Genomic DNA, 22,628 nt, shown 5'->3' on the forward strand with positions numbered 1-22,628 from the left:
TTAATCATTGGCTATATAACCAACGCCACGGATAGTTTTTATATAATCTTCTTCAATTTTTAGTTTCAGTTTTTTCCGAATGGCATTCATAAAAACATCAATTACACCAGTGTCATATTCAAAATTTATATCCCATACATCCCTTAAAATCTGATTTCTTGTACAGACTTTTCCTTTATGCTGAATTAAATAGGTTAATAATTCGAATTCTCTCTGCGTTAACGAAATCTCTTCTTGATCTTTTAAAACAATATGCTTAGACAAATCCATTCGGATAGTTCCGAGAGTTAATATTTCGGTTTGTTTTTTATTTCTAAAATGAACTTTAATACGCTCTACCAATTCCTCAAAACTAAACGGCTTTTTGATATAGTCATTTGCTCCAGCTTTTAAACCTTCTATTGTTTCCTGAACAGTATCTTTTGCGGTTAAAAAAATAATTGGAGTTGTTTGATCTTTAACCCTGATTGCCTTGCAGAGATCAAGTCCGTTAATTTTTGGAAGCATCCAATCTAAAAGAATCAAATCAAACTTTTGCTCATGGGTCAATTCGAAGCCCTTAGAACCATCATTTGCGGTCGTTACCTGATAACCTTCTTCTTGTAGGCCTTGTTTTAAAAACTGAACAATCCCTAATTCGTCTTCAACTATTAAAATATGCATCTATCGTGTTTAATTTAAGATCCGAATTTAATTTTTCTACATCAAAGATAGGATATTTCCAAATCAGAAATAAGCCAAAATGTCAAAGTATTAAGAAAACCAATATCTTAAGCGAACTTTAAGATAACGTTAAGTAAGGTAAAAGTCTAACTTAATCTGGCGTTAATCAATCGAAAGTAATTTTGTAAAAAAAATAATTAGATGACTTTTTCCAAAAAACTTTCGCCTTTTTACAATCTTGCCGTATTGTACTTTATTGTAAGTTTGATACTCAGAATTGTCCTTTTTTTTCACCCAATTACACAAAGCTCTTTTACATTCGCTGAAAGCCTCAAAATCTTCACCTTAGGCTTAATTTCAGATTTTTTTGTATTTGTAATAGCTTCAATTTTCCTTTGGCTGTATCTTATTTTTATCTCCAATTCAAAGTACAATAAACCTTACGGATATTTTATTCTCGCGGGTTTCGCTTCTTTTTTAATTTACATAGCATCTGGAAAAAGTATTTTTGATGAATACGGCGGTGCTTTACCAAAAATTGTTTTAATTTTTGTGGCAATTAAAACGTCTTTATTTGCCCTGTTTTTATTTTTACCAAAATATCGCACCAAAATTAGATTCTGGCTTTTTGCATTTGTAATTTTTTTATACGTTTTATTGATCCTTCAAAATGCGATAAGTGAGTTTTTCTTTTGGAATGAATTTGGAGTTAAGTACAATTTTATTGCTGTTAATTACCTCATTTACACCAATGAAGTTATAGGTAATATTATGCAGTCTTATCCTGTAATTCCAATATTTTCGGGATTATTTATTATTACTGGAATTATTACATTTTTTATTATAAAGAATTCCCGAAATTATATTGATGAAATTCCAAACTTCACCGAAAAACTTAAAGTTACAGCTATTTACGGAGCACTATTTGCAGCTTCTTTATTTGCAATTCCAAGTTTAGCTAAAACGGAAAATTCAAAAAATGTATTTGTTAACGAGTTACAATCTAACGGGATTTATAAGTTTTACTTGGCTTTTCAGAATAACAAACTTGATTATTTTAAATTTTATAAAACAATTTCGAACGAAAAAGCTTTTGCGCTTTTAAAAGAACAATTTCCGACAATTACTGGAGAAAATACTTTACGTGAAATCAATAATGATTCTATCGAAAAACATAAAAATGTAGTTTTAATTACGGTTGAAAGTTTAAGTGCCGATTTCATGAAAATGTACGGAAACCAACAGAATATCACGCCATTTTTAGATAGTTTAGCACAAAAAAGTTTATTATTTACCAATGTTTATGCAGCTGGAAACAGAACGGTACGAGGTCTTGAAGCTGTAACTTTGTGCCTGCCTCCTACTGCTGGAGAAAGTGTTGTAAAAAGAGAAGACAATAAAAACAAATTTTCGACTGGTTCTGTTTTTCTTAAAAAAGGTTACAATGTAAAATTCATGTACGGTGGAGATGCTTTTTTTGATAATATGCAGGATTTCTATTCTGGAAACGGTTATCAGATTATTGATAAATCTAACTTTTCTGAAAATGAAATTACTTTTTCGAATGTTTGGGGAGTCTGCGATGAAGACATGTACAACAAAGCTATAAAGGTTATGAACGCTGAAGCACAGCAGAATAAACCTTTTTTCAATCATATCATGACGGTTAGTAATCACAGGCCGTTTACATATCCGAACAATAAAATTGATATTCCAGGAAATATAAAATCTCGCGACGGCGGCGTAAAATATACCGATTATGCGCTTCGCCAGTTTTTCAACAAAGCTAAAGAACAGCCTTGGTTCAACAATACTGTTTTTGTTATTGTTGCCGATCATTGTGCTTCGAGTGCCGGAAAAACACAACTTCCGTTAGACAAATACAGAATTCCAGCTTTAATTTATTCTCCATATAGTAAACCTGAGAAATACACCAAATTAATGTCTCAAATTGATATTATGCCAACATTATTTGGGCTGTTAAATTTTGATTATAAAAGTAAATTTTTCGGGCAGGATGTTTTAAAACCAGATTATCAGCCTAGGGCTTTTATTGCCACTTATCAAGATTTAGGTTTTATAAAAGATAATGTTTTGACAATTTTATCTCCAAAACAACAAATAAAACAATTTCAATTAAAACTTAACCCAAAAGCCGGCATTGCACCTGAATTTCAGATTCATTATGATGAAATCCCGCTAAAATCCGAAAATACGGAATTGACCAATGAAACGATTTCTTATTATCAATCTGCTTCTTACGTTTTAAAGAAAAAAGAGTACCAGCTTAAAGATTTAGGTTTAACTTTTAAGAATGCTAAATTATACGCAAAGGTTCGATAAATACATAAAAAAAGCCTCAAGTTCAACAACTTGAGGCTTTTTTAGTTTCGTTAAGCTTGAAACTATAAATCTTAAATTAATCATTTTGGTTTTTCAATCCAAAAAGATTTCCTTTTTGATATAGCTTTAAATCTTCTTGTAAAAATTGATAATTTCTTTGAGTAACTGCTGGTGAATCTAAATCACTCAAATCTGGTTTTCCAGCATCTACCCATGCAGTATACCAAAAACTTGCTGTTGCCTCAATCGCCTTTTTCATTTGACTTTCAACCATTCCGTTTAGCTGATCGTGTAGTTTTTTAGCATATTCATCTGCAAAAACAGCTGTATTATATTTACTTTTCAATACTTTTCCGTCAGCATCCATTTTAAAAACTTGGTTTTCTGGCGTAGCCGTTCTTAATTTTTTATCGATATCCAATAAAGGCTGTGCTAAACTGTGTGTATCATTTATCATATCCCAAATTGCTTTGTGAACATCATCATAATGATGCGCATAAGGAACATTTAATTTATAATTCTTAGCAAATAACTCAGGAAGTCTGCTCTCCCAAAGAGAATGAATTCCTTTTTGATCGCTTAATTGCCCGTCATGATTTGCAGAAGTATGCAATGGCATGTGCGCATCGCCAATGTAATGCCCCAAATCTGCTGCCAAAAATAAGATCTCAGCTCTATTTTTATCTTTAAAAGCTTTAGTCAATTTTGCCATCATATCTTCAATATACCAAGGTAAAATTCCGTTATCGCTTAAAAATTTAGCGTCATATTTTTTCTTTGCTTCTTCTAAAGTTTGTGGATAACTATCAGCTGGGCCAAAGTTTTCCATATCGAAATAATGCCTTGGACCTTCATCTTTATAACTTAAAGCATATTTACGAATATCTGGAACTGAAGCTTCTTGTGTAATAAAATCAATATGATTGTAAAAGAAAACCTGAAGCGGATGCGGCAATGCCATTACAGCTGCTTTGTTGATTCTTTCGTGACCTACAATTCCCCAGGATAAAGTAAAAAACCCAATGATTAAAGCACAGAACGCAATTAATCTTGGTTTAGATTTGAAGTTTTTCATTTTTGTTTTTGTATTTAGAGGTGCAAATTTACCTTATTTATGGATAATTCAAAGTATAACCGTCTAAGATTATGTAAATTTAATTTTTTGAAATTTTTATACCATATAACTAACATAAGTTCATGTATAAAGATTTTCTTTCGTAAGTTTGTTAATGGACTAAACCTTAAAACCATGCGCTTTACTTTTCTAAATATAATTTTCTTTTTATCGACTGTTTGCTTTGCTCAGGAGAACGAAATCAAACCAAAAAATGTTAGTGATAGTATTTTAAATTCAAAAAGAACAGTTAGATTTTCCGATCCTTTTAATGCGGAAAGAATAATGCAAAAATTGTTTCCTGGTAAATTATATCATCTTAAAGAGAAAAATACATTTGTAAGCTGGACCTGCAAAACTTGTAAACCTGCTCCTTTTGTAGATGTAAATGGTGTAGAAGGCGATCAAATGTTCCCCTATTCAAATGGCGTAGCTACAAGACTTCTTGCTAATATTGACTATGCAGATTCTAAAGGAAATCAATTTAAAATATTGGCTTTTAATCATTCTGTTCATGATGAAGATGGCTTACAAACTGGACGTTTTTCCGGCGGTTTGTTAGGTTTAGCAAAATTCGCTAAAAATGGTAACGTCTGGGAAATGAAATCTTTTCAGCCTGGTGTTGCTGCTTTTGGAGCTTTTGCACAATGTCCTACTCCAAAACTTTTACAAATTGGAGAAGATCAATTTGCTTTTACTATTTCGCATATTAATGGCGGTGCCGGTGGCCCGTATGAAGGCTATCTGTATCTTGTGGCTGGCTTTGATGGTAAATATCAACCTATAATGGAAGTTAATGAGTATCAATTAACCAATGTTGCAAGCATAAAATGGACTGGTTCTTATAAAGTTGTTGACGATGCTGCTAAAAAACATTTTAGAGATATTATAGTAAAAACCAACGGTTCTTATAATAAAGACGCAAAAGCCGAAGATGAATTTGAAGCAACACTTCCTGTAGAAATAGCTGAAATGGCCAAAACTAAAAAACAGTTTGATTTTGAAATTGAAAGACGTTTTTCTTTTAAAGGAAAATTTTATAAGATGATAGACAAACCAACTGTCAAATTTTCAAATGTAAAATAGCTTTTAACTCAAGTAAATAATTGAGACTAAAGCTAAAACAGCTATAAAGATCCAAAGAAAAACTCCCTGTAATAAAGGCTTTACTCCTACTGCTTTTAAAGTAGAGAAATTTAGAGTTGCACCAATTAAGAATAAAGTAATTGTTAAACCAATTTTAGCTACGCCAACTATATGTGTGGTGAAAGTATTTGTAGAAGGCAAATATGTGTTTACAAGCATAGCCATAATAAATAACCCAATAAAATAAGGGATTTTTATTTTTGTTCCAAAGCTTCTGGATTGCTTATTAAAAACAAAAGCTGTTAAAAGCGATATCGGAATAATCCACAAAGCCCTTGCTAATTTTACTGTTGTTGCCACCTGTAAAGCTTCTGCTCCGTATTTATTGGCCGCCCCAACAACCGAACTGGTATCGTGAATTGCAATTGCACACCAAAGTCCGAAATCTTTTTGGGATAAATCTAATTGATGCCCAATAAATGGAAAAACAAATAAGGCAATTGAATTCAGTATAAAAATTACTCCCAAAGCAATTGAAGTCTGATTTTCGTTTGATTTAATTACTGGCGCAATAGCCGCGATTGCACTTCCTCCGCAAATTGCAGTTCCACAAGAAATTAAATGGGATGTTTTCTTGTCTGTTTGCAGCCATTTACCAATTAAAAAACCAAAAATTAAAGTACTGAAAATTGAAAAAACGGTTAGAATAAAACCTTCTTTTCCTGCTGAAACTGCGTTATGGGCGTTCATTCCGAAACCTAAACCCACAACTGAAAACTGCAGTAAAAATGTGATTGCTTTATGATTGAATTGAACAAATGGATTTCCGAAAACATTTACAATTAGTACTCCTAGTAAAAGTGCGATTGGTGGAGAAATGATTGAGAATAAACACAACAAAATCACTGCAACAAAAAGCACCTGCTGTAACGAATGATTAATTTCAAATAATTGTGCTGTTGTATGTTGTTTTGTTTTCAAAATAAAGTAAGTGATATTTATATTGCAAAGTTCCGTCGTTTAAACCATAAATACCAATCGTAAATTACAATCGACTATAACTTCAAGTTATAATGAGAAGCTATGTTTTGAATGAACAATTCTGATAACGAATCTGATTTCCCTACTAAAGTAATGATATAAAAGAATCTTTCTATTGCTAATTTTTCGATATCTAAAACTATTAATTCTTTGTTTAGTAATTCTTTATTTACGGCATGAATGGACATAAATGCAAAACAATCCGAGTTTAACAAATACGACTTTATACTTTCTGTACTTCCTAACTGCATTTCGATTTGTAAATCTGAAAATTTCAAACCTGCTTTTTTCAATGCAAATTCTATAACTTCAAGTGTTCCAGATCCACGTTCGCGAGTTATAAATTTCATTGATTTTAAATCGTTTACTGAAATTTCATTTTGCTTCACTAACGGATTTTTACTATTGCAGACCAAAACCAATTCGTCTTTTAAAAACGGAATGTATTTTATGGATTGATTTTTAGACTGCCCTTCAACAATTCCAATTTCTATTTCTTTATTGATTAAGGCGTTTTCGATTTGTTCAGTATTTCCATTCAGTAGATTGACTTTTATATCTTTTTGCTTTTGATGAAAACTAGCTAAAATTGGAGAAATTATGTATTGCGAAATTGTCGTACTTGCTCCCAGCCTCAATAAACCTTGACGTTCTTTGTTGAATGAACTCATCTCAAAGTCAATTTCTCGGTAAATATCAAAAATACTTTTAGTATATTTTAATAGAATTTTCCCAGCTGGTGTTAAGGCTATTTTAGAACCATTTCGTTCAAAAAGTTTGGTTTTGTAGGTTTCTTCGAGTTCCTGAATATGTTTGGAAACTGCTGGCTGTGTAATATACAATTCTGTTGCCGCTTTAGTAAAATTAAGGCGGAGCGCAACGGTGTAAAAAACTTTTAGTCTGAAGTCCATTTCAAAAAAATTAAAGATAAATAATTATTGCCAATCTATTGGAAATGTTCCAGATTCGTTTAATAATAAAACTAAATTATATTTATCTATTTTTTTATCTTTTCTATAAATATAAACTTTTTTTGAAAATGCTTTTTTAACTAAACTATCATCTTTTTTAATATCGATTTTGTAAGAATTAAAATTAGCAAATTTGAATTTCTTTTTCACACCATTTGCAGTAATGTAACCTTTTGCATTTTCATTAATTTTAGTGATCACAAATTGATAGTCATTTCTATTTTCTTTTCTAGCATTTATATAAATCAAAGAAAAAATAGTACAAAAAAACAGACTAAAGAAAATTAAAACTTTTTTAAAGGACACGATCAATTTAATTTTAAAGCAATCCATTATACTTCCTTACAAACCATTCTGTAGTCAATAAAACGGCAATCAAAATTAATAACCAAACCCAGTCAATAATTGGAGTTTTAGTAGAAATGTTTTTTTCGATTGATTTGTATTCGTTATTCTCTAAAAGTGTGTTAATCAAATTATCAGCTTGATTTTCAAAAAAGGCTTTTCCGCCGGTTTGCTGTGCTAGTTGCTGTAACTTTTGAACATCTGGATTTACAAATTGTTTTTCGATATCAAAATCTAAAATCTCAAAATGACTTGAATACGATGTATTTGAGTTTAATTCTTTTACCGTAAAATTATATTTTCCTGCTGGAAGTCCTTCTAAATTAGCCGAAAAAGAATTGCTTCCTTTCAGTAAATCGTAGTTTTTTGTTTGTTTAGTCGCAGCATTTACAACACTTATGGTAAGTCTGGCTTTTTCGTCAAACTCATAATTTTTATTGAAATATTGCGCATTGATGATAATCTCTTCTCCAGAATTGTAAAAACTTTCATGTGTTACAACCAAAGATTTCTTGGAAGTTGTTGACGCTAAATATTGAATAATTTTATCAATAAAAATATCATATTTTTCAAATGACTGATTATCGACATGACTTTGCAAACGCCATTTCCAGCTGTTTTCTCCTAAAAGAAAAGCAGTTCTTTTTCCTTGATTTTCGGCGAAAGCCAATAATGGTGCATTTGTAGAAACGTTTCTAATTTTTGATGAAAGTAAAACAGACACATTTCCGTTTGTACTAATATTTCCGAACAAATTCTGTAAAGGCGGAAAATTTTCAAAACCAATATTATCAATTGCAAATAAGTTAAAGTCTGGTTTGAATTCGCAGAGAAAATCTTCTCTTTGATTACTCATTTTAAAGATTAAATTATTCTGCTGTTGGTTTAAGAAATTAAAATCTGTGTTATTTCCTGTTATAATAAACGTGTTTGTTGATGCTAATTTATTATTATCAAAAATTGCCTTAAAAGCCGTTGTTGGCTGATATAAAACCAAAACCGAAATGTCTTGTAACTCATTAATTTGATTTGGTTTAACTAATATTACCTTACGTTGCGCATTAACCTCGATCGAACGTTTTAATGATGCAATATCTGGATGATTTATAGCCGAAACAATTGCAATAGTTGACTTTTGATCTATTATTTCGACTGCAAAATTTTTGATATTGTTGTAGCTATTTTTTTCTTTTGAAGAAGATTGAATGCTGGCTTTATAAATCTGCAATCCTACTTTATCTGCTGGCAAAAGCAAGTTTAAAGAAGCTGTTTTTTTTGAAGGAGAAAATGAAAGTTTCTCTTTTGCTACAATTGTATTTCCCTGTGAAATAGTAAATTCTGCATTCGCAGCTTTGTTGCCTGCATATTGTAGAAAAACTTCGACAGGAAATTTATTTTTATGAAAAGCGTATTTGTTTACGTTAAGCTGATTGATTTTTAAATCAAAAAATGTAGTTGTATCTCCCACAACTAAAGGATAAACTTTATTAACAGGATCAAAACGATATACATAATCATTTCCTGTAGTTTGATTTCCGTCGGTAATTATAACCGTTGGGAAAATCAGATTTTTATTGATACTTTTTAAGTTCTTTGCTGCTTCGTCTAAATTGGTTTGATTTCCTTTAAAATCAAATTTATCTGAAGTTTTAAAATCGTTATCAAATTGATAGGATTGAATTTCAAACTTTTCTTTTAATGCAGGGTTTGAAATTAATTTTTGATAAAGTTCAACCGCCTTTTTATCTGACTTTAAAGCTGCAATAGAACTCGAATTATCTACGACAATTGCTAAAGGCGTTTTTGTTATTTCCAGCGAACTCTTAGAAATTATTGGATTTATGAGTAAAACCAATAGCCCAAAAATGGCCAGGAAACGTAAAAAAGCCAAAAGTATAACCACATTGGATTTACTTTTGGCTTTATAAAAATATTGAAAGTACGATAAACCACCAGCAATTACTAAAGAAAGCAATAATAAAAGAATCGTGTTTGTCGTCATATTTATTTAGTATTCAGTAACAGTTTACGGTCATCAGATTTAAAAAGTCAATTATTTGACTAAAGTGTTCAGCTTTATCCTAGAATCAGAATAGACTGAATACTAAAACCTTTGAACCTTTGTAACTTAGTACCACAGTACCTTAGGTTAACATTCCTCCGCAAACATTAAGAACTTGCCCAGTAATATAACCGCTCATGTCTGAAGCTAAGAAAAGACAAGCATTTGCTACATCTTCTGGGCTTCCTCCACGTTTCAACGGAATACCTTCTCTCCATCCTTTTACTACATCTTCAGATAATTTTGCAGTCATTTCAGTTTCAATAAATCCTGGCGCGATTGCATTGCAACGAATGTTACGAGAACCTAATTCTAGAGCTACAGATTTAGTAAAACCAATTGCACCAGCTTTAGAAGCGGCATAATTTGTTTGTCCAGCGTTTCCAGAAACTCCAACTACAGAACTAATGTTGATGATTGAACCTGCTCTTTGTTTCAAGAAAGTTTTTTGAATCGCTTTTGTCATATTAAAAACCGATTTCAAGTTTACATCAATTACTTGGTCGAAATCTGCCTCGGACATACGCATTAACAAATTGTCTTTTGTTATTCCGGCATTGTTGATTAAGATATCTACAGTTCCAAAATCTGCTAAAACAGCATCAACAAAAGTTTGAGCCTCATTAAAATCTGCTGCATTAGATTGATAACCTTTTGCTTTAACGCCTAAACTATTTAGTTCTGCTTCTAATGCTTCTGCAGAAGCTGCAGATGAGCTGTATGTAAAAGCAACGTTTGCTCCATGTTTAGCAAAAACTTCAGCAATTCCTTTTCCGATTCCACGGCTTGCACCAGTAATTATTGCAACTTTTCCTTCTAGTAATTTCATATTAAGGTATTCGTTTTTATTTTTTGAAATACAAATATAGAGTATTTGGGCGTTTAATAAAATTTGTAATACAAAAATTGGCTTAGATTTTTCTTTCTTCATAAAACAAAAAAACAGCTCAATAAATGAGCTGTTCTCCCAAAATAAAAAAATAAAACTAAAATTCTTATATATGATTTTGCTTTGTTATGGCGAACATAATTATAAGAACTACAGCCATAATCATCATTCTGTTTACTGATTCTGAAAGCTTTTTAATTCTTTCAGCTTTATCATTTTTTCTTTGTTTACTAACATCCAATATAATGTATAGTGTAACCATTGCAATCGATAAATAAAGGTAAGATCTCACATAATCTCTAAAAAATCCTGAAATAGTGAGAAGTAAAATACCCCATAATAAAAAGATTAGATTAAGAGGTGAAATGTATTTTTTCATTATAAATCCAATATTTAAAAATCATTAAACAAATAGTTTTTCGTTTCTCCTCTTTATGTTTTATTAAAAAAAAGCAGTCCAGTAAACTGGAACTGCTTTTTTTAAGTACAATAAAATTTTATAATTGATAAGTTGTCATTCTAAAGTTACTAGCTGCACTTGTAAAAGTATAAATGGTATTAGAAAATGTAATTCTAAAAGTTTCTTTTTTAACATACAGACCTTTTGAATTGGTTAATTCATTATCTATATCTTTTAAGAAAGCATAATTTGCTGCTGTTGTATTCCAGCCATCATCATTTAAAATTATAGTTTTATTAACTGCATCTTCTGTTGTAGTTAACCAATGAACAATTTGAGCTTTTCCTCCATTAAACTGATACTGAATATATGTCCCGTTGGGTACATTATTAAACACAATTTGAACTCTGGCAATAGATTGATTTGCAGGTAATGTAGCATTTACTTTATCTACAAGTGTTTTAAAATAAGATGAATTTGTTGGAGCTGTATACAAGTTTGCTGCAATGTATCCGAACACCATCTGTGGTTTTCCAACAACTAAGTTTTTATAGTCATCAGTAAGAACTAATGGTTTTGCACTATATTTAATAGAAGCGCTTACACCATTTGTTCCAGTTGCTGTAAAACTTCCGTCTGTACTATTGTATACAAAATCTGTTAATTTCTGACCACCTACTTCTACAGCTGGGCTTACTACAATTCCTGTTGGAGTATATGCAATTCCCATATTGTTTGTAGCTGTAGATCCAGCTTCAATAGAATTTGCAGTTGCAAATCTTGATCTCGTAGCAAAAGCAAAATCATATTGATGTGTAGTTGTTCCGTCATTTGTTTCAAATAATCTAAACAATGGTCTTGTATTTGCGCCAACAACGTTAGCAATCATATCAATGTTTTTAGGAAGATCTGTCCAATCCTGAGCAGTTGCTTTCACAAAACGAATTTCTTTAGATGTACCATCACCTGCAGTTCTGTTTGCTTTAAATATAAGCTGTCCATTTTCTTGTCCGTAATATAAAAACTGAAAATCTCCTAAATATCCTTTACCAAGCAAAGCTGGTGTTGGATTAGATTGTGGGCTTGAATCTGATAATAAATGAATTCTGTTTTTAGTTGTAAAAACCAAACTTACAGTACTTCCTAATTGAATATCGTATTCACTTGTGAATTTTGAAGTTGTAGTAGCATCAAAGTCAGATGCCATTTCAACTTTTCCATCAGGAGTAAATTTGAATAAATGAGTAAAGCCTCCAAGTTGTTTATCGTCTGTAAAATAAACCGCTTTCCAGCCATCTGGAGAAGTGAGCAAAACTTCTTGTAATTCGCTTTTTTGAGCATTTAAACGCTCTGTTGGAGTTTTGTCAAACTTTTGTTCAACTTCTGTACTTGTACAAGCTGTCAGCTGCACTATAAGCAATGCAACAACTACATACTTGAATATATTTTTTATTTTCATAATACCTTTTTTTAAGTTTTATAATTGTTGAAACAAATTAATTATTAATTACATAAGTGGTATTCTTTTCTGCTTCATCTCTTAATGCATAAAAGTCCATATTAAAAGCATCTTTAAAATATTGAACTACAATTGCTTCTTTTCTTTGAATATCTGCTCTTGCTTTTGCACTTGTTATACCTGCTAATATTGCAGCGTATTCTGCTTTTGTACTAATTAAAATAATAGACGCAGTTTCTGCAAAATCTTCAACGACATTTGATCTAGCATAGCTTGTAATAAAACCTAACTCTCTAGATGCTGCAGTTGTTTCAAGATGCCACGTTGCAGTATATCCTGAAGGCGTAATTTTTCCCCAAGCCTGCTCATCAAAAGGTTTAGTCTGATTTAAAATATGAACGTATTCGTGTTGAATGGTATGAATAAATTCGGCAACAATTGCACGGTTTTTCTTGTTGATATTATCAACTTCAAAAAGCGTTATTCTTTGCCCGCCTTCAGCAATACCAAGTGTTCTGGTACCGTTTGAGTTTGAATTTACTCCACCTACCAAAACAATTTCTCGTGGTGCAATTTTTTTAACAAAATCTGCTCCTCCAATTGTTGCATAACTCTGCAGCCAAATTTGTTTAACAATTTCTAATGCCGGCTGTACTTTATCTATTGTTGGAGGAAATAGATATCTTGTATTATCAACCGTATTTTGATTCCATTTATACTGCGCATTAATATTATATGGAACAAGATAATTGGCATCAATCCATTTATCTAAATCTGTTTTAGCTGGCTGGTTGTAATCTAACTGGCTTTCTGTTGGCTGATCTTCATGAGCACAAGCTGTTAAAGCTAAAACCCCAACAAATACTGCTATCTTTTTATATTTATTTACAAATTTCATAATACTTTAAGTTTAGTTTTATCTAGGATTTTTCTCTACTCCATTACTTGATGCACTTAGAGGAATTTGTATTGCTCTACGTTTATCATCTTTCTCTAATACATTTGTTGGCTTATTGAAAGTTTCATGTCTTACAACAATGTTGAAACGTTTTACGTCAAAATATCTAATTCCTTCGTGGATAAAATCTCTTCTTCTAGTTTCAGCAATTGCTTTCACGTAAGAAGTCTGAACTGGTGTCATCTCATAAAAAGGAGTATATTCATCTGCAATAACTGGATATTTGGCTACAACTTTTGCTTCTGTAAGTTTATCTGTTGCGGCATTATAGCCTGTAGTTCTTGTGCCTAAGAAATATTCTAATTCTGTATTTGCTTCTGCAATTCTATTTTTCATTACAAGAGCTTCAATTCTATTTAAATAAAATTCGTCGTAAGATAAAAGTACAGTTCCTAAATATGGCTCTCCAATGTTAGCCGTTAAGTTTGTATATTTAAAATACTCTTTAAACTTTGGCGAGAAAACCGTCATACTACTATTGTATGAATATGTTTTATAAAGCCACAGTTTTCCATATATATTAGTTGCTTGTCCAAAAATGTCTGGACTTTTGTTCCCTGCTAAATAGAATCTATTTCTGCTTGATGCTCTCGCATAAATTGAATAAGCAGATACTACTAATAAGTTTGCTGGTTCTCCTGCTTTTGCATATTCAATAAATTGCACATTTGGATCTAAAGCTGTAAATGCTAAATAGTTTCTTAATTTTCCAACAGGCTTAGAACCTAATCCTTCAGAAACTTCAAGAACCTTGTCCCAATCTCCTTTTATCAAATAGAAACGGCTTGCAAAGGCATTTGCAGCTTCTTTAGTAAAGTGAAATTTTGGCTCAGAATAATTGTTTCCAACTAATTTAATTCCTTCTTCAAGGTCTTTTTGTATAAAATCGAAAACTTCTTTAACTGTATTTCTAGTATACTTTTTAATTAATACCTCTTCTGGTTCTGTAACATATGGAATTCCAAGATCTTTATCTGCTGTAGCTGGATTGTATCTTTGAGACCAAAATGAAACTAACATAAAGTGCGCATAAGCTCTAGCCAATAAAGCTTCTCCTTTTTGAGGATTTAAACTTGAAGGATTTCCTTGCTCATTTATTGCCTGAAGTGCCTTGTTTGCATGTGCGATTGCTCGGTAACAAGCATCCCAATAGTTTGCCTGAGTATCAACGTTTGTCTCATTCTGCATTTCCCAATTGTAGTTTTGCTCATTTTTAGGCAAAGTTTCAGCCAATTGCCCATCACCAACGTTATCGGTCATTGTTTCAGCAAAGTCCATATAGGTTCCTCCATTTGGATATGCGTTAACCAAAAGTTCCGATATTTTATCTGCAGTATCTATTTGCGTTCTATTATCTGGAGTTTCTGAAAGGAACTCATCACAGCCGGTAAGAGAAGCTGCTAATAATAATGAAAGTGCTATTTTTATATTTTTCATAATTAACTTAATTATAATGAAACATTTAAAGTGAATGTATACTGAGAAGTGATTGGAAATGCAACTCCTCCTGTATTACGGAATTCAGGATCTTGGCCGTTTAATTTTTTATCAGAATAAATCAACCAAGGATTAACTGCTGAACCTTTTAATGTAAAAGTGCTTACTCCTAACTTACTCTTGAATTCTTTTGGAAATTCCCAGCTTAATGAGATATTTTTCAATCTTACGAAATCACCATCAGCAATTCTAACATCAGAATAATTATAAGTGTTATAGGCTCTTTGTAACATATTTTGTCCACCATAATCTGTAATTAACCTTTTATCTGCAATAACTGGTACATTTGTATAATTTTCGTCACCTGGATTAATCCAACGATTCGTGAAATCTTTTGTAAATACAGTTAAATCATCATACTGGCTGTCATAAATTGGATTTAAACGAACTTTATTTCCTCCTGATCCAACGATGAAAACGTATAATGACCAGTTTTTATAAGTAAATGTATTTGCTAAACCAACTGATTTGTTTGGCTCTATAGATCCTTCGTATTTCAAGTAATTGGTAACATTATCATTATCTTGAAAATTAGCTCCTGTAATGTTATCTGTTTCACCTGGTGCCATAACAAATGTTGGAAGACCTTGGTTATTTAAACCTGTAAATTGATACGAATAAATAGAGTTTCTTGGGTGGCCAATTGCATTCCCTCCGTTACCATCAACTAAATCAAAAGCTGTTGGTTTGTTTTCTAATTTGGTAATTTCTTGATTGAAAACTGAGAAATTAAGTGTCGTTGACCATTTAAAATCACGAGAAACAATGTTTTGAGTAGTTATACCAACTTCAAGACCTTTAGTCTCCATGTTTGCATTATTACCTTGTTTAATTCTTTGACCTCCAATACCTGAAGTAATTACGTAATCAACTAAATCAAATGCTTTACGACGGTAAACATCTGTTACAAACTGAACTCTATTATTAAACATACCTAAGTCAAGTCCAATGTTAGTTTCAAATTGTTTTTCCCAAGTTAAATCTGAATTTTGTAATTGATCGATTTCGATACCAGTTTCTCTGTCATCAAGATTTAAACGGTTAGAAATAAAGCTTTTATAAATAGCCAAAGAGTTTGTTGCTGGACCAGCAGTAGCAGTTAATCCATAAGAACCTCTTAAAGCTAAATTGTTAATCGCTTTTACATTTTTCATGAATTTTTCTTCAGAAACATTCCATTTTCCACTAAAAGTGTAAGTTGGTAACCAGCGAGAAGAATTACTATTTCCTTGTCTGTTAGAACCATCATAACGTCCTGTTACAGAAGCAGTATAACGACGATCGAATGTATAACCCACTTTTCCAAAGAAACCTACAGTACGCTCTCTTTCTTCATTAAATCCGTAATAAGAATTTCCTTCATTAATAATTTTTTCAATTAATCTAGGATCAGTAAATGCTGTAAGACCTCTGTCATATTGAAGTCCAGCTGCTGTAAAATTATCGCTGTTTCTATCTACAGAACGTAATTCTGTACCAAAGAAACCTTCCAATTCATGCTTTTCAGCAAAAGTATTTCTATAAGTAACACTATTTCTAATGTTATAAGAAGTCATATCATTTGTAAACTTTCTCAAGAAACCTCCGTTAGGTAAAACAGAAACCGCTGGAGCAGTTAAATCATTAGGATCTTTATATAAAAAGATATTTGCATCTCTTACAATTGTTGTTTCCATTGCATTGTAAGCACCAACAACGTTAGATCCTTCTAAAATTTTATGCTCTCTGCTTGTGTTTGCATAACGAGCAGATCCTGTTAAGTTATAAGTTAAATGCGGTGTAATTTTATAATCTAAATCTAATTGGAAACGAATATCTTTTACTTGAATATCTAAATAGTTAGTTTTCAATTCATTGATAATATTCATTGGAGCCCAGTTATTTCTATAGTACTCTAAATTTCCATTTTCATCATAAGGTCTTAAAGTTCTGCTTGTATTTAAAACATAGCTAAAAGGGTTGATATCGAAATCTCTAGTAACCTTACCAAATACTTGATCTTTTTGACTTTCATAAGTTCCAGGAGCTCCCTGATCTCTAATAGAAGCCAAAGTAGATAATGTCAGGTTTAATCTGTCATTGATATAGAAAGTTCCTTTAATATTAGATGATAATTGTTTTACATCATCAGCAATAGTCCATCCTGGATCTGTATAGTATCCTAAAGAGGCATAAAATGTATTATTTTTTCCACCTCCAGAAAAACTCAAAGAGTGATTTTGTGTAATAGATGGTCTAAATAAAACCTTAAACCAATCAGTATTGGCTAATTCATATTTTCTTAAGAAATTATTACGGCTTACAGGATCGTTATTTACTAAATATCCTCCAGTTTCTGGAACGTAAGTATTAATTGCTCTTCCAAGAATATTGTAAACCCCGCCGTATCTTCCTTGAACAGTCGAAGGTAAATCTAAGAAACCTTTAGATTCCATTTCTTTAAAAATACTCATTGACTCTTGAGAATTCAAAATATCATATTGCGTATAACTTGGCACACTTCTTACTGTCTGCTCTAAGCTATAAGCTACTTTTAATGGAGAATCTCTACGACCTTGTTTTGTAGTAACAACTACAACTCCGTTTAATGATCTTGAACCATAGATTGAAGTAGCGGATGCATCTTTAAGAATTTCAATACTTTGAATATCGTTTGCATTTAATCCTGCAACAGAAGAGCTTAATAGAGTTTCTGAATTTCCAGAAGCCAAATCAGCAAAAGTAATATTGATAATATCTTCTTGAACAACACCATCAATTACCCATAAAGGTTTTGTATCTCCAAAAATTGAAGAAGATCCACGAACTGTAATTTTCGGAGCAGTACCAAAAGTACCTGTAACGTTTTGTACTGTAACCCCAGCAGCTTTTCCTTCAATCATTCTACTCACATCTACTACTCCATCAACTTTTAATTCAGCTCCAGAAATTTTACTGATCGCTCCAGTAAAAGTTCTTTTTGAAGTTTTTTCATATCCAGTTGTAATTACAACTTCTTGAAGATTTTGTCCTGCTTCTGTTAAAACAATAGTTGGTGTAGTATTTTCTATACCAATTTCTTTAGTTTCCATTCCAACGTAAGAAATAACAATACGGTTTACATTTGCTGGCATTTCGATAACGAAATTTCCATCAAAATCTGTTAAAACTGCAGTTTTTGTTCCTTTAGCCATAACTGTAGCTCCAGGAAGCGGGCTGCCCGTTTGGTCTGTAACTTTTCCTTTAATAATTGGTCCAAAAGTCAAAAGTTCAAATAAAGAATCATGATTATTTGCAGTTGAGAAAGAACCAACTGAATTTTTCTGAAGCACAATTTGATTGCTTACTTCAGAAAAAGTAATATTAAATGGTACTAGTATTCTGCTTAGCACACTAGACAAAGTTTCTTGATTTGCCTCTACACTCACTTTTTGAGAAAGTTGAGGAAGTCTAGAATTATAAGAAAATTTTACATGAGCAGACTTTTCAATTTTAGATAAGGCATTGTCTAAAGTTAGATTTTCGACTGTAATTGTAACTTTAGTATCTAATTTTTTCTGCCCATTTACATTATTTGCCATCGTAACACTTGAAAATATAAGTGCTAACACAAACTGAAACAGCGTTATTTTCATGATTTGGTGAAGTAATCGTTGCTTGACAACAGGTTTTTTCATAATTTTGGTTTGTTTTGATTAATACTATTCGAGTGTATTTTAAGAAACATCATAAATTACTCTTTACAGAGAGTGATTTACTTAATTTAAAGTGTCGACAATGTTACAGCATTTCGGCACTTTTTTTATGTATTTATTTTTTACATAGGCAGTTAAAGATTTTTTTTTAGTTTCGACAATCAGTTTATTTTGGTTTTTTCATCTATATTATTAATTGAATTTCAACCTTCTAGTTACAGCCAGAAGTAGTAATCACAATTTGGTTTCCATTCATTTCGTAGTTAGTATCATTGCCAATACTTTTACAAATAATTTTTAACTTTTCGGCTAACGGCTGATCACTTAACGAGGTTGTTAAACGGCAGTCTTTTAATTTATCTTGAGGAAAATCAATATCTACTAAATACGCCTGTTCAATTGTTTCTAAAATTTGAGCTACTGGAATATCAGTAAACTCAAAACTCAACTGTTCAATATTTGTAGCACTATTAACTAAAACTGGATCGGCAGTAATATTTGTAATCTTATTGAAAACAAAGTCTTTACGAGCAAAACGAACGGCTTGATTAGGAAGTAAAACAATTTCTTGATTTTCAGGAGCATGAACTAAATCATTTGATTTTACCCTTACTTTACCGGTGCGAACTAGAACTTCAACGTTTTGCTGATCTGGATAAGCTTTGATTCTAAAACTTGTACCGACAACTCGAGTCACAATTTCGTTAGCATAAACAAAAAAAGGCTTTTTAGGATTTTTACTAATTTCAAAGAAACCTTCGCCGGATAAATACACCTTTCTTTCGTTTCCGGTAAAGATTTTAGGGTAACTTAATTTACTATTTGGCTGTAGCAATACCGAACTTCCATCTGATAGCGTAATGGTTTGAGATTTTTCGGTATTATTAGTTTGCTCTACTAGACCTTCGCTATTCTCTTCTACTAATTCTTTATAAGTGATTTCATTATCATTTGACAAAACATCACTTTTAAAGAACCAAACAGAAAATATACCTGCTAAAATTGCTGCTGCGACACCGCTAAACCAGTATCGCTGAATTTTAAGTTTTCTAGTTTTTAGAGTATTTCGAGAAAGTTCTTCTCTTTGTTCAATTTTAAACCAAGTTTTCTGTAAAGATTCATGGACCTGATGTGAAGATAATTTAGAATCTGGAACTTTCATTGCCAGCAGCAAAAGCCTTGCATCTTCAACAAGTTTGGCTCTTTGGAGATTTTCTAAAGTCCATTCTTCCCAGCCTTGTTCATCAACTTTAGATAAAATCCATAATTGAAAAGATTCATCAGCTAAGAAGTCTTCTATTTCGGTATAATTGTTACGTTTTTGCATCTTACTATTAAGGTTACAAAAACATAGAGGACACTTTTTTTATTATATACTCACCTATTTAAGATTTTTTTTTGATTTTCTGTTAAAAAATTAAAAAAGCCCTGAGGATATAAGGACTAGAAGCGGAATACTTCCTTTCCATTCTTTACGAAGACTTAATAACCCGCGATGCAGTAAGTTATTTGCAGATTGATAATTAACATCCAGTAGATCTGCGATTTGATCGACACTCAATCCTTGATGATAACGAAGGTATAAGGCTTCTTTTTGGCGGCCAGGTAAATCGTTAAGCAATTTATTTAAATGCAAAACACGTTCAGCAGTAACTTCATCTTCTACTAAATCATTTTCTATAGAAAAATCAAAAAGGAATTCTAAAACATCTGTAGTAGTTGTTTTTCTAAAAACATGATCTCTCTCGTGCAAACGCGCAATTCTCTTTCTAACACTAGAAAGCAGATAAGCCTTTACTATTACATTATCTTGCAATGAATTACGATAAAGCCAAATATCAGCAAAAACATCTTGAATACAATCTTGTACTTTTTCTTCAAATGGACAAAGAGAATTTCCATAACCAATTAAATCTCTATAATATTTTTCAAAAAGTAAAGAGAATGATCTTTCATCACCATTTTTTAAATTATTCCAAAGAATAAAATCATCTAACGCTTTGTTTTTTAAAATGTGGCTCATATTGCATAAAACTTTTGAGGCGTAAAAATCAAAATCATTTAAGAAGAGTAATTTTTCTTAAAATAAAACGAATTAATACAAGGATTAAAGTTTTTAAAATTTTCAATTCTTTAAATAAAAATCTCCTAGAACAAACGCCCTTAGTTAACATAAATTAAACAAGAGTTTTACATTGAAATCATGATTTAATTCATACAAAAAAAATCAAATTTTAACATTATTTTTTGTTTTTGTGTGATAAATATAGAAAAGCAAATAATTAAAACCCAATAATTATCTAAAAAAAGAAGCTTTTTCTAAATTTATCAGTATTTGCGGTATTTTTTTTACTTAATCTTAAATTTACAGTAATTTAAATTTTAATTAACCAAAACACACGCTGGAGTTTTTGGCTGAGTACCTGTTTGAAGCAATTTAAATTACTCTTACAAAAATGAGCTATTAAAATTGAAAATTAGCCAAAAATTTAAAACTCACTTTTTGTTTGATTCCATAAAAAAAGCCTTACTACTTTTAGTAAGGCTTTTGAGCAATTTATTCTATTCTAAAAATCTTAGAATGCTACATTCCATCTTGGTAATTTAGCATTTTCGTCTAAGAAATTTTGCAAAACTTGAGCTTCAACAGCAGTTGGAATTGCTTTTGCATCAGCATTAAAAGTTTCAAACCAAACAACTTCAAGAGCTTCAATGCTTTCTAATTTCATTTGAGCAGGCCAAGAATATTTTCTTCCTGTTTTTGCAAATTGATGACCGTTTACGATTTTATCGTATAGTCCACCATTTTTACTTTTTAAAGTTCCATCATTCTGAACAGTTCCTGTTGAACCAACCATAATTAGTTCTTTTGCATCTCCTTCAACAGCATACACAACAAAAACTCCAGCACTTCCTTCAGGAGCGTTACAAACTTGTTCTAAGCTATCTTCAATTGTAAAAGTAAAACTATCAGTTACTTTAAATTTTTCTAATTCTTTATACATATTTCTTTTTTAAGCTTCTAAGATACTGAGGTTCTAAGATGCTAAGTTATTTCTATTTATACCTCAGTATTTTAAAATGTAAAAAAGTCTCAACAAAATATTGAGACTTTTTGGAATTTATTATTTTATCCCGTCCCGAAGTTTCAGGATCGAGATTGGATATTATCCAAGTACTTCTTTTACTTTTTTACCAATTTCAGCTGGTGAATCAACAACGTGAATTCCGTTGTCTCTCATGATTTGTTTTTTAGCAGCAGCAGTATCATCAGAACCACCAACAATAGCACCTGCGTGCCCCATTGTTCTACCAGCAGGAGCAGTTTCTCCAGCGATAAATCCAATAACTGGTTTACGGTTACCATCAGCTTTTACCCATCTAGCAGCATCAGCTTCTAATTGACCTCCAATTTCACCAATCATAATAATTGCTTCAGTTTCTGGATCGTTCATTAATAATTCTACAGCTTCTTTAGTAGTAGTTCCAATAATTGGATCTCCACCAATACCAATTGCTGTAGTGATTCCTAAACCTTGTTTTACAACTTGGTCAGCAGCTTCATAAGTTAAAGTTCCAGATTTAGAAACAATACCAACAGTTCCTTTTTTGAAAACGAAACCTGGCATAATACCAACTTTAGCTTCACCTGGAGTAATTACACCTGGGCAGTTTGGACCAATTAATCTTGAATTTCTTTCTTTAACATAATTATTTGCTTTAATCATATCTGCTACAGGAATTCCTTCTGTAATAGCAATAATTACTTTAATTCCAGCATCAGCAGCTTCCATAATTGCATCAGCAGCAAAAGCTGGCGGAACAAAAATGATAGAAGTATCAGCACCAGCTTGATCAACAGCGTCTTTTACTGTATTAAAAACTGGACGGTCTAAATGGCTGGTACCACCTTTTCCTGGAGTAACACCTCCAACAACATTAGTACCATACTCAATCATTTGAGAAGCGTGGAAAGTTCCTTCGCTTCCTGTAAATCCCTGAACAATTATTTTGGAATCTTTATTAACTAAAACACTCATGATATATATTTTATGTAGTTTTTAAATTTGTGTTGCAAAAATAAGGTTTTGTAATGTATTTTGCCTCTTTTATTGTCAAAAAAATA

17 protein-coding genes are annotated in these 22,628 nt (G+C 31.5%); 2 read left to right on the top strand and 15 right to left on the bottom strand.

The window, feature by feature from the left end; genetic code table 11:
- Window positions 1–663 carry a response regulator transcription factor gene (locus tag EDB96_RS13345; RefSeq protein ID WP_134141313.1) on the bottom strand — a complete coding sequence of 221 codons (663 nt, stop codon included), beginning with the start codon at window positions 661–663 and terminating at the stop codon, window positions 1–3.
- A gap of 201 nt (window positions 664–864) precedes the next feature.
- Between EDB96_RS13345 and EDB96_RS13350 the strand changes: the two genes are divergently transcribed.
- The gene (locus EDB96_RS13350) at window positions 865–3,006 is read left to right on the top strand and encodes an LTA synthase family protein (RefSeq protein ID WP_134141314.1); all 2,142 of its coding nucleotides are present in this window, start codon (window positions 865–867) and stop codon (window positions 3,004–3,006) included.
- Between the two features lie 76 nt (window positions 3,007–3,082).
- Here EDB96_RS13350 and EDB96_RS13355 read toward each other — a convergent pair whose 3' ends face one another.
- Window positions 3,083–4,081: a zinc dependent phospholipase C family protein gene (locus EDB96_RS13355; RefSeq protein WP_057118013.1), complete on the bottom strand. Its 999-nt coding sequence runs from the start codon at window positions 4,079–4,081 to the stop codon at window positions 3,083–3,085.
- Between the two features lie 324 nt (window positions 4,082–4,405).
- Here EDB96_RS13355 and EDB96_RS13360 point away from each other — a divergent pair, with 324 nt between their 5' ends.
- Window positions 4,406–5,206 (top strand): hypothetical protein, encoded by an 801-nt coding sequence (locus tag EDB96_RS13360; RefSeq protein WP_317126472.1) that lies wholly within the window; start codon window positions 4,406–4,408, stop codon window positions 5,204–5,206.
- 3 nt (window positions 5,207–5,209) lie between these two features.
- On the opposite strand, the gene EDB96_RS13365 is transcribed toward EDB96_RS13360, so the two are convergent.
- The 13 genes from EDB96_RS13365 to sucD form a co-directional block, all read right to left on the bottom strand.
- Window positions 5,210–6,187 (bottom strand): YeiH family protein, encoded by a 978-nt coding sequence (locus EDB96_RS13365; protein ID WP_134141317.1) that lies wholly within the window; start codon window positions 6,185–6,187, stop codon window positions 5,210–5,212.
- A gap of 74 nt (window positions 6,188–6,261) precedes the next feature.
- On the bottom strand, window positions 6,262–7,158 hold the full coding sequence (locus tag EDB96_RS13370; RefSeq protein ID WP_134141318.1) for a LysR family transcriptional regulator: 897 nt from the start codon (window positions 7,156–7,158) through the stop codon (window positions 6,262–6,264).
- Window positions 7,159–7,182: 24 nt separating this feature from the next.
- Window positions 7,183–7,467: a hypothetical protein gene (locus EDB96_RS13375; protein WP_128414982.1), complete on the bottom strand. Its 285-nt coding sequence runs from the start codon at window positions 7,465–7,467 to the stop codon at window positions 7,183–7,185.
- 70 nt (window positions 7,468–7,537) lie between these two features.
- Window positions 7,538–9,565 (bottom strand): hypothetical protein, encoded by a 2,028-nt coding sequence (locus EDB96_RS13380; RefSeq protein ID WP_134141319.1) that lies wholly within the window; start codon window positions 9,563–9,565, stop codon window positions 7,538–7,540.
- 142 nt (window positions 9,566–9,707) lie between these two features.
- Window positions 9,708–10,454, bottom strand: coding sequence for a 3-oxoacyl-[acyl-carrier-protein] reductase (fabG, locus tag EDB96_RS13385; RefSeq protein WP_057119779.1), 747 nt, complete (start codon window positions 10,452–10,454; stop codon window positions 9,708–9,710).
- Window positions 10,455–11,011: 557 nt separating this feature from the next.
- A complete protein-coding gene (locus EDB96_RS13390) occupies window positions 11,012–12,373 on the bottom strand; it encodes a DUF4302 domain-containing protein (protein WP_134141320.1) in 1,362 nt (453 codons plus the stop codon).
- A 37-nt stretch (window positions 12,374–12,410) separates the two neighbouring features.
- Window positions 12,411–13,271 carry a putative zinc-binding metallopeptidase gene (locus EDB96_RS13395; RefSeq protein WP_057118021.1) on the bottom strand — a complete coding sequence of 287 codons (861 nt, stop codon included), beginning with the start codon at window positions 13,269–13,271 and terminating at the stop codon, window positions 12,411–12,413.
- Window positions 13,272–13,289: 18 nt separating this feature from the next.
- A complete protein-coding gene (locus EDB96_RS13400; RefSeq protein WP_208326196.1) occupies window positions 13,290–14,768 on the bottom strand; it encodes a RagB/SusD family nutrient uptake outer membrane protein in 1,479 nt (492 codons plus the stop codon).
- 11 nt (window positions 14,769–14,779) lie between these two features.
- Window positions 14,780–18,484, bottom strand: a complete 3,705-nt coding sequence (locus EDB96_RS13405) for a SusC/RagA family TonB-linked outer membrane protein (RefSeq protein WP_134141323.1) — start codon at window positions 18,482–18,484, stop codon at window positions 14,780–14,782.
- Window positions 18,485–18,713: 229 nt separating this feature from the next.
- Window positions 18,714–19,829 carry a FecR family protein gene (locus EDB96_RS13410; protein ID WP_057118024.1) on the bottom strand — a complete coding sequence of 372 codons (1,116 nt, stop codon included), beginning with the start codon at window positions 19,827–19,829 and terminating at the stop codon, window positions 18,714–18,716.
- A 90-nt stretch (window positions 19,830–19,919) separates the two neighbouring features.
- Window positions 19,920–20,525, bottom strand: coding sequence for an RNA polymerase sigma factor (locus EDB96_RS13415; protein ID WP_057118025.1), 606 nt, complete (start codon window positions 20,523–20,525; stop codon window positions 19,920–19,922).
- A gap of 553 nt (window positions 20,526–21,078) precedes the next feature.
- Window positions 21,079–21,507: a hypothetical protein gene (locus EDB96_RS13420; RefSeq protein WP_134141324.1), complete on the bottom strand. Its 429-nt coding sequence runs from the start codon at window positions 21,505–21,507 to the stop codon at window positions 21,079–21,081.
- A gap of 162 nt (window positions 21,508–21,669) precedes the next feature.
- Window positions 21,670–22,542 (bottom strand): succinate--CoA ligase subunit alpha, encoded by an 873-nt coding sequence (sucD, locus tag EDB96_RS13425; protein WP_057118027.1) that lies wholly within the window; start codon window positions 22,540–22,542, stop codon window positions 21,670–21,672.
- Window positions 22,543–22,628: the final 86 nt, after the last annotated feature.

The organism is Flavobacterium sp. S87F.05.LMB.W.Kidney.N (genome assembly GCF_004366435.1).
Classification (GTDB): domain Bacteria; phylum Bacteroidota; class Bacteroidia; order Flavobacteriales; family Flavobacteriaceae; genus Flavobacterium.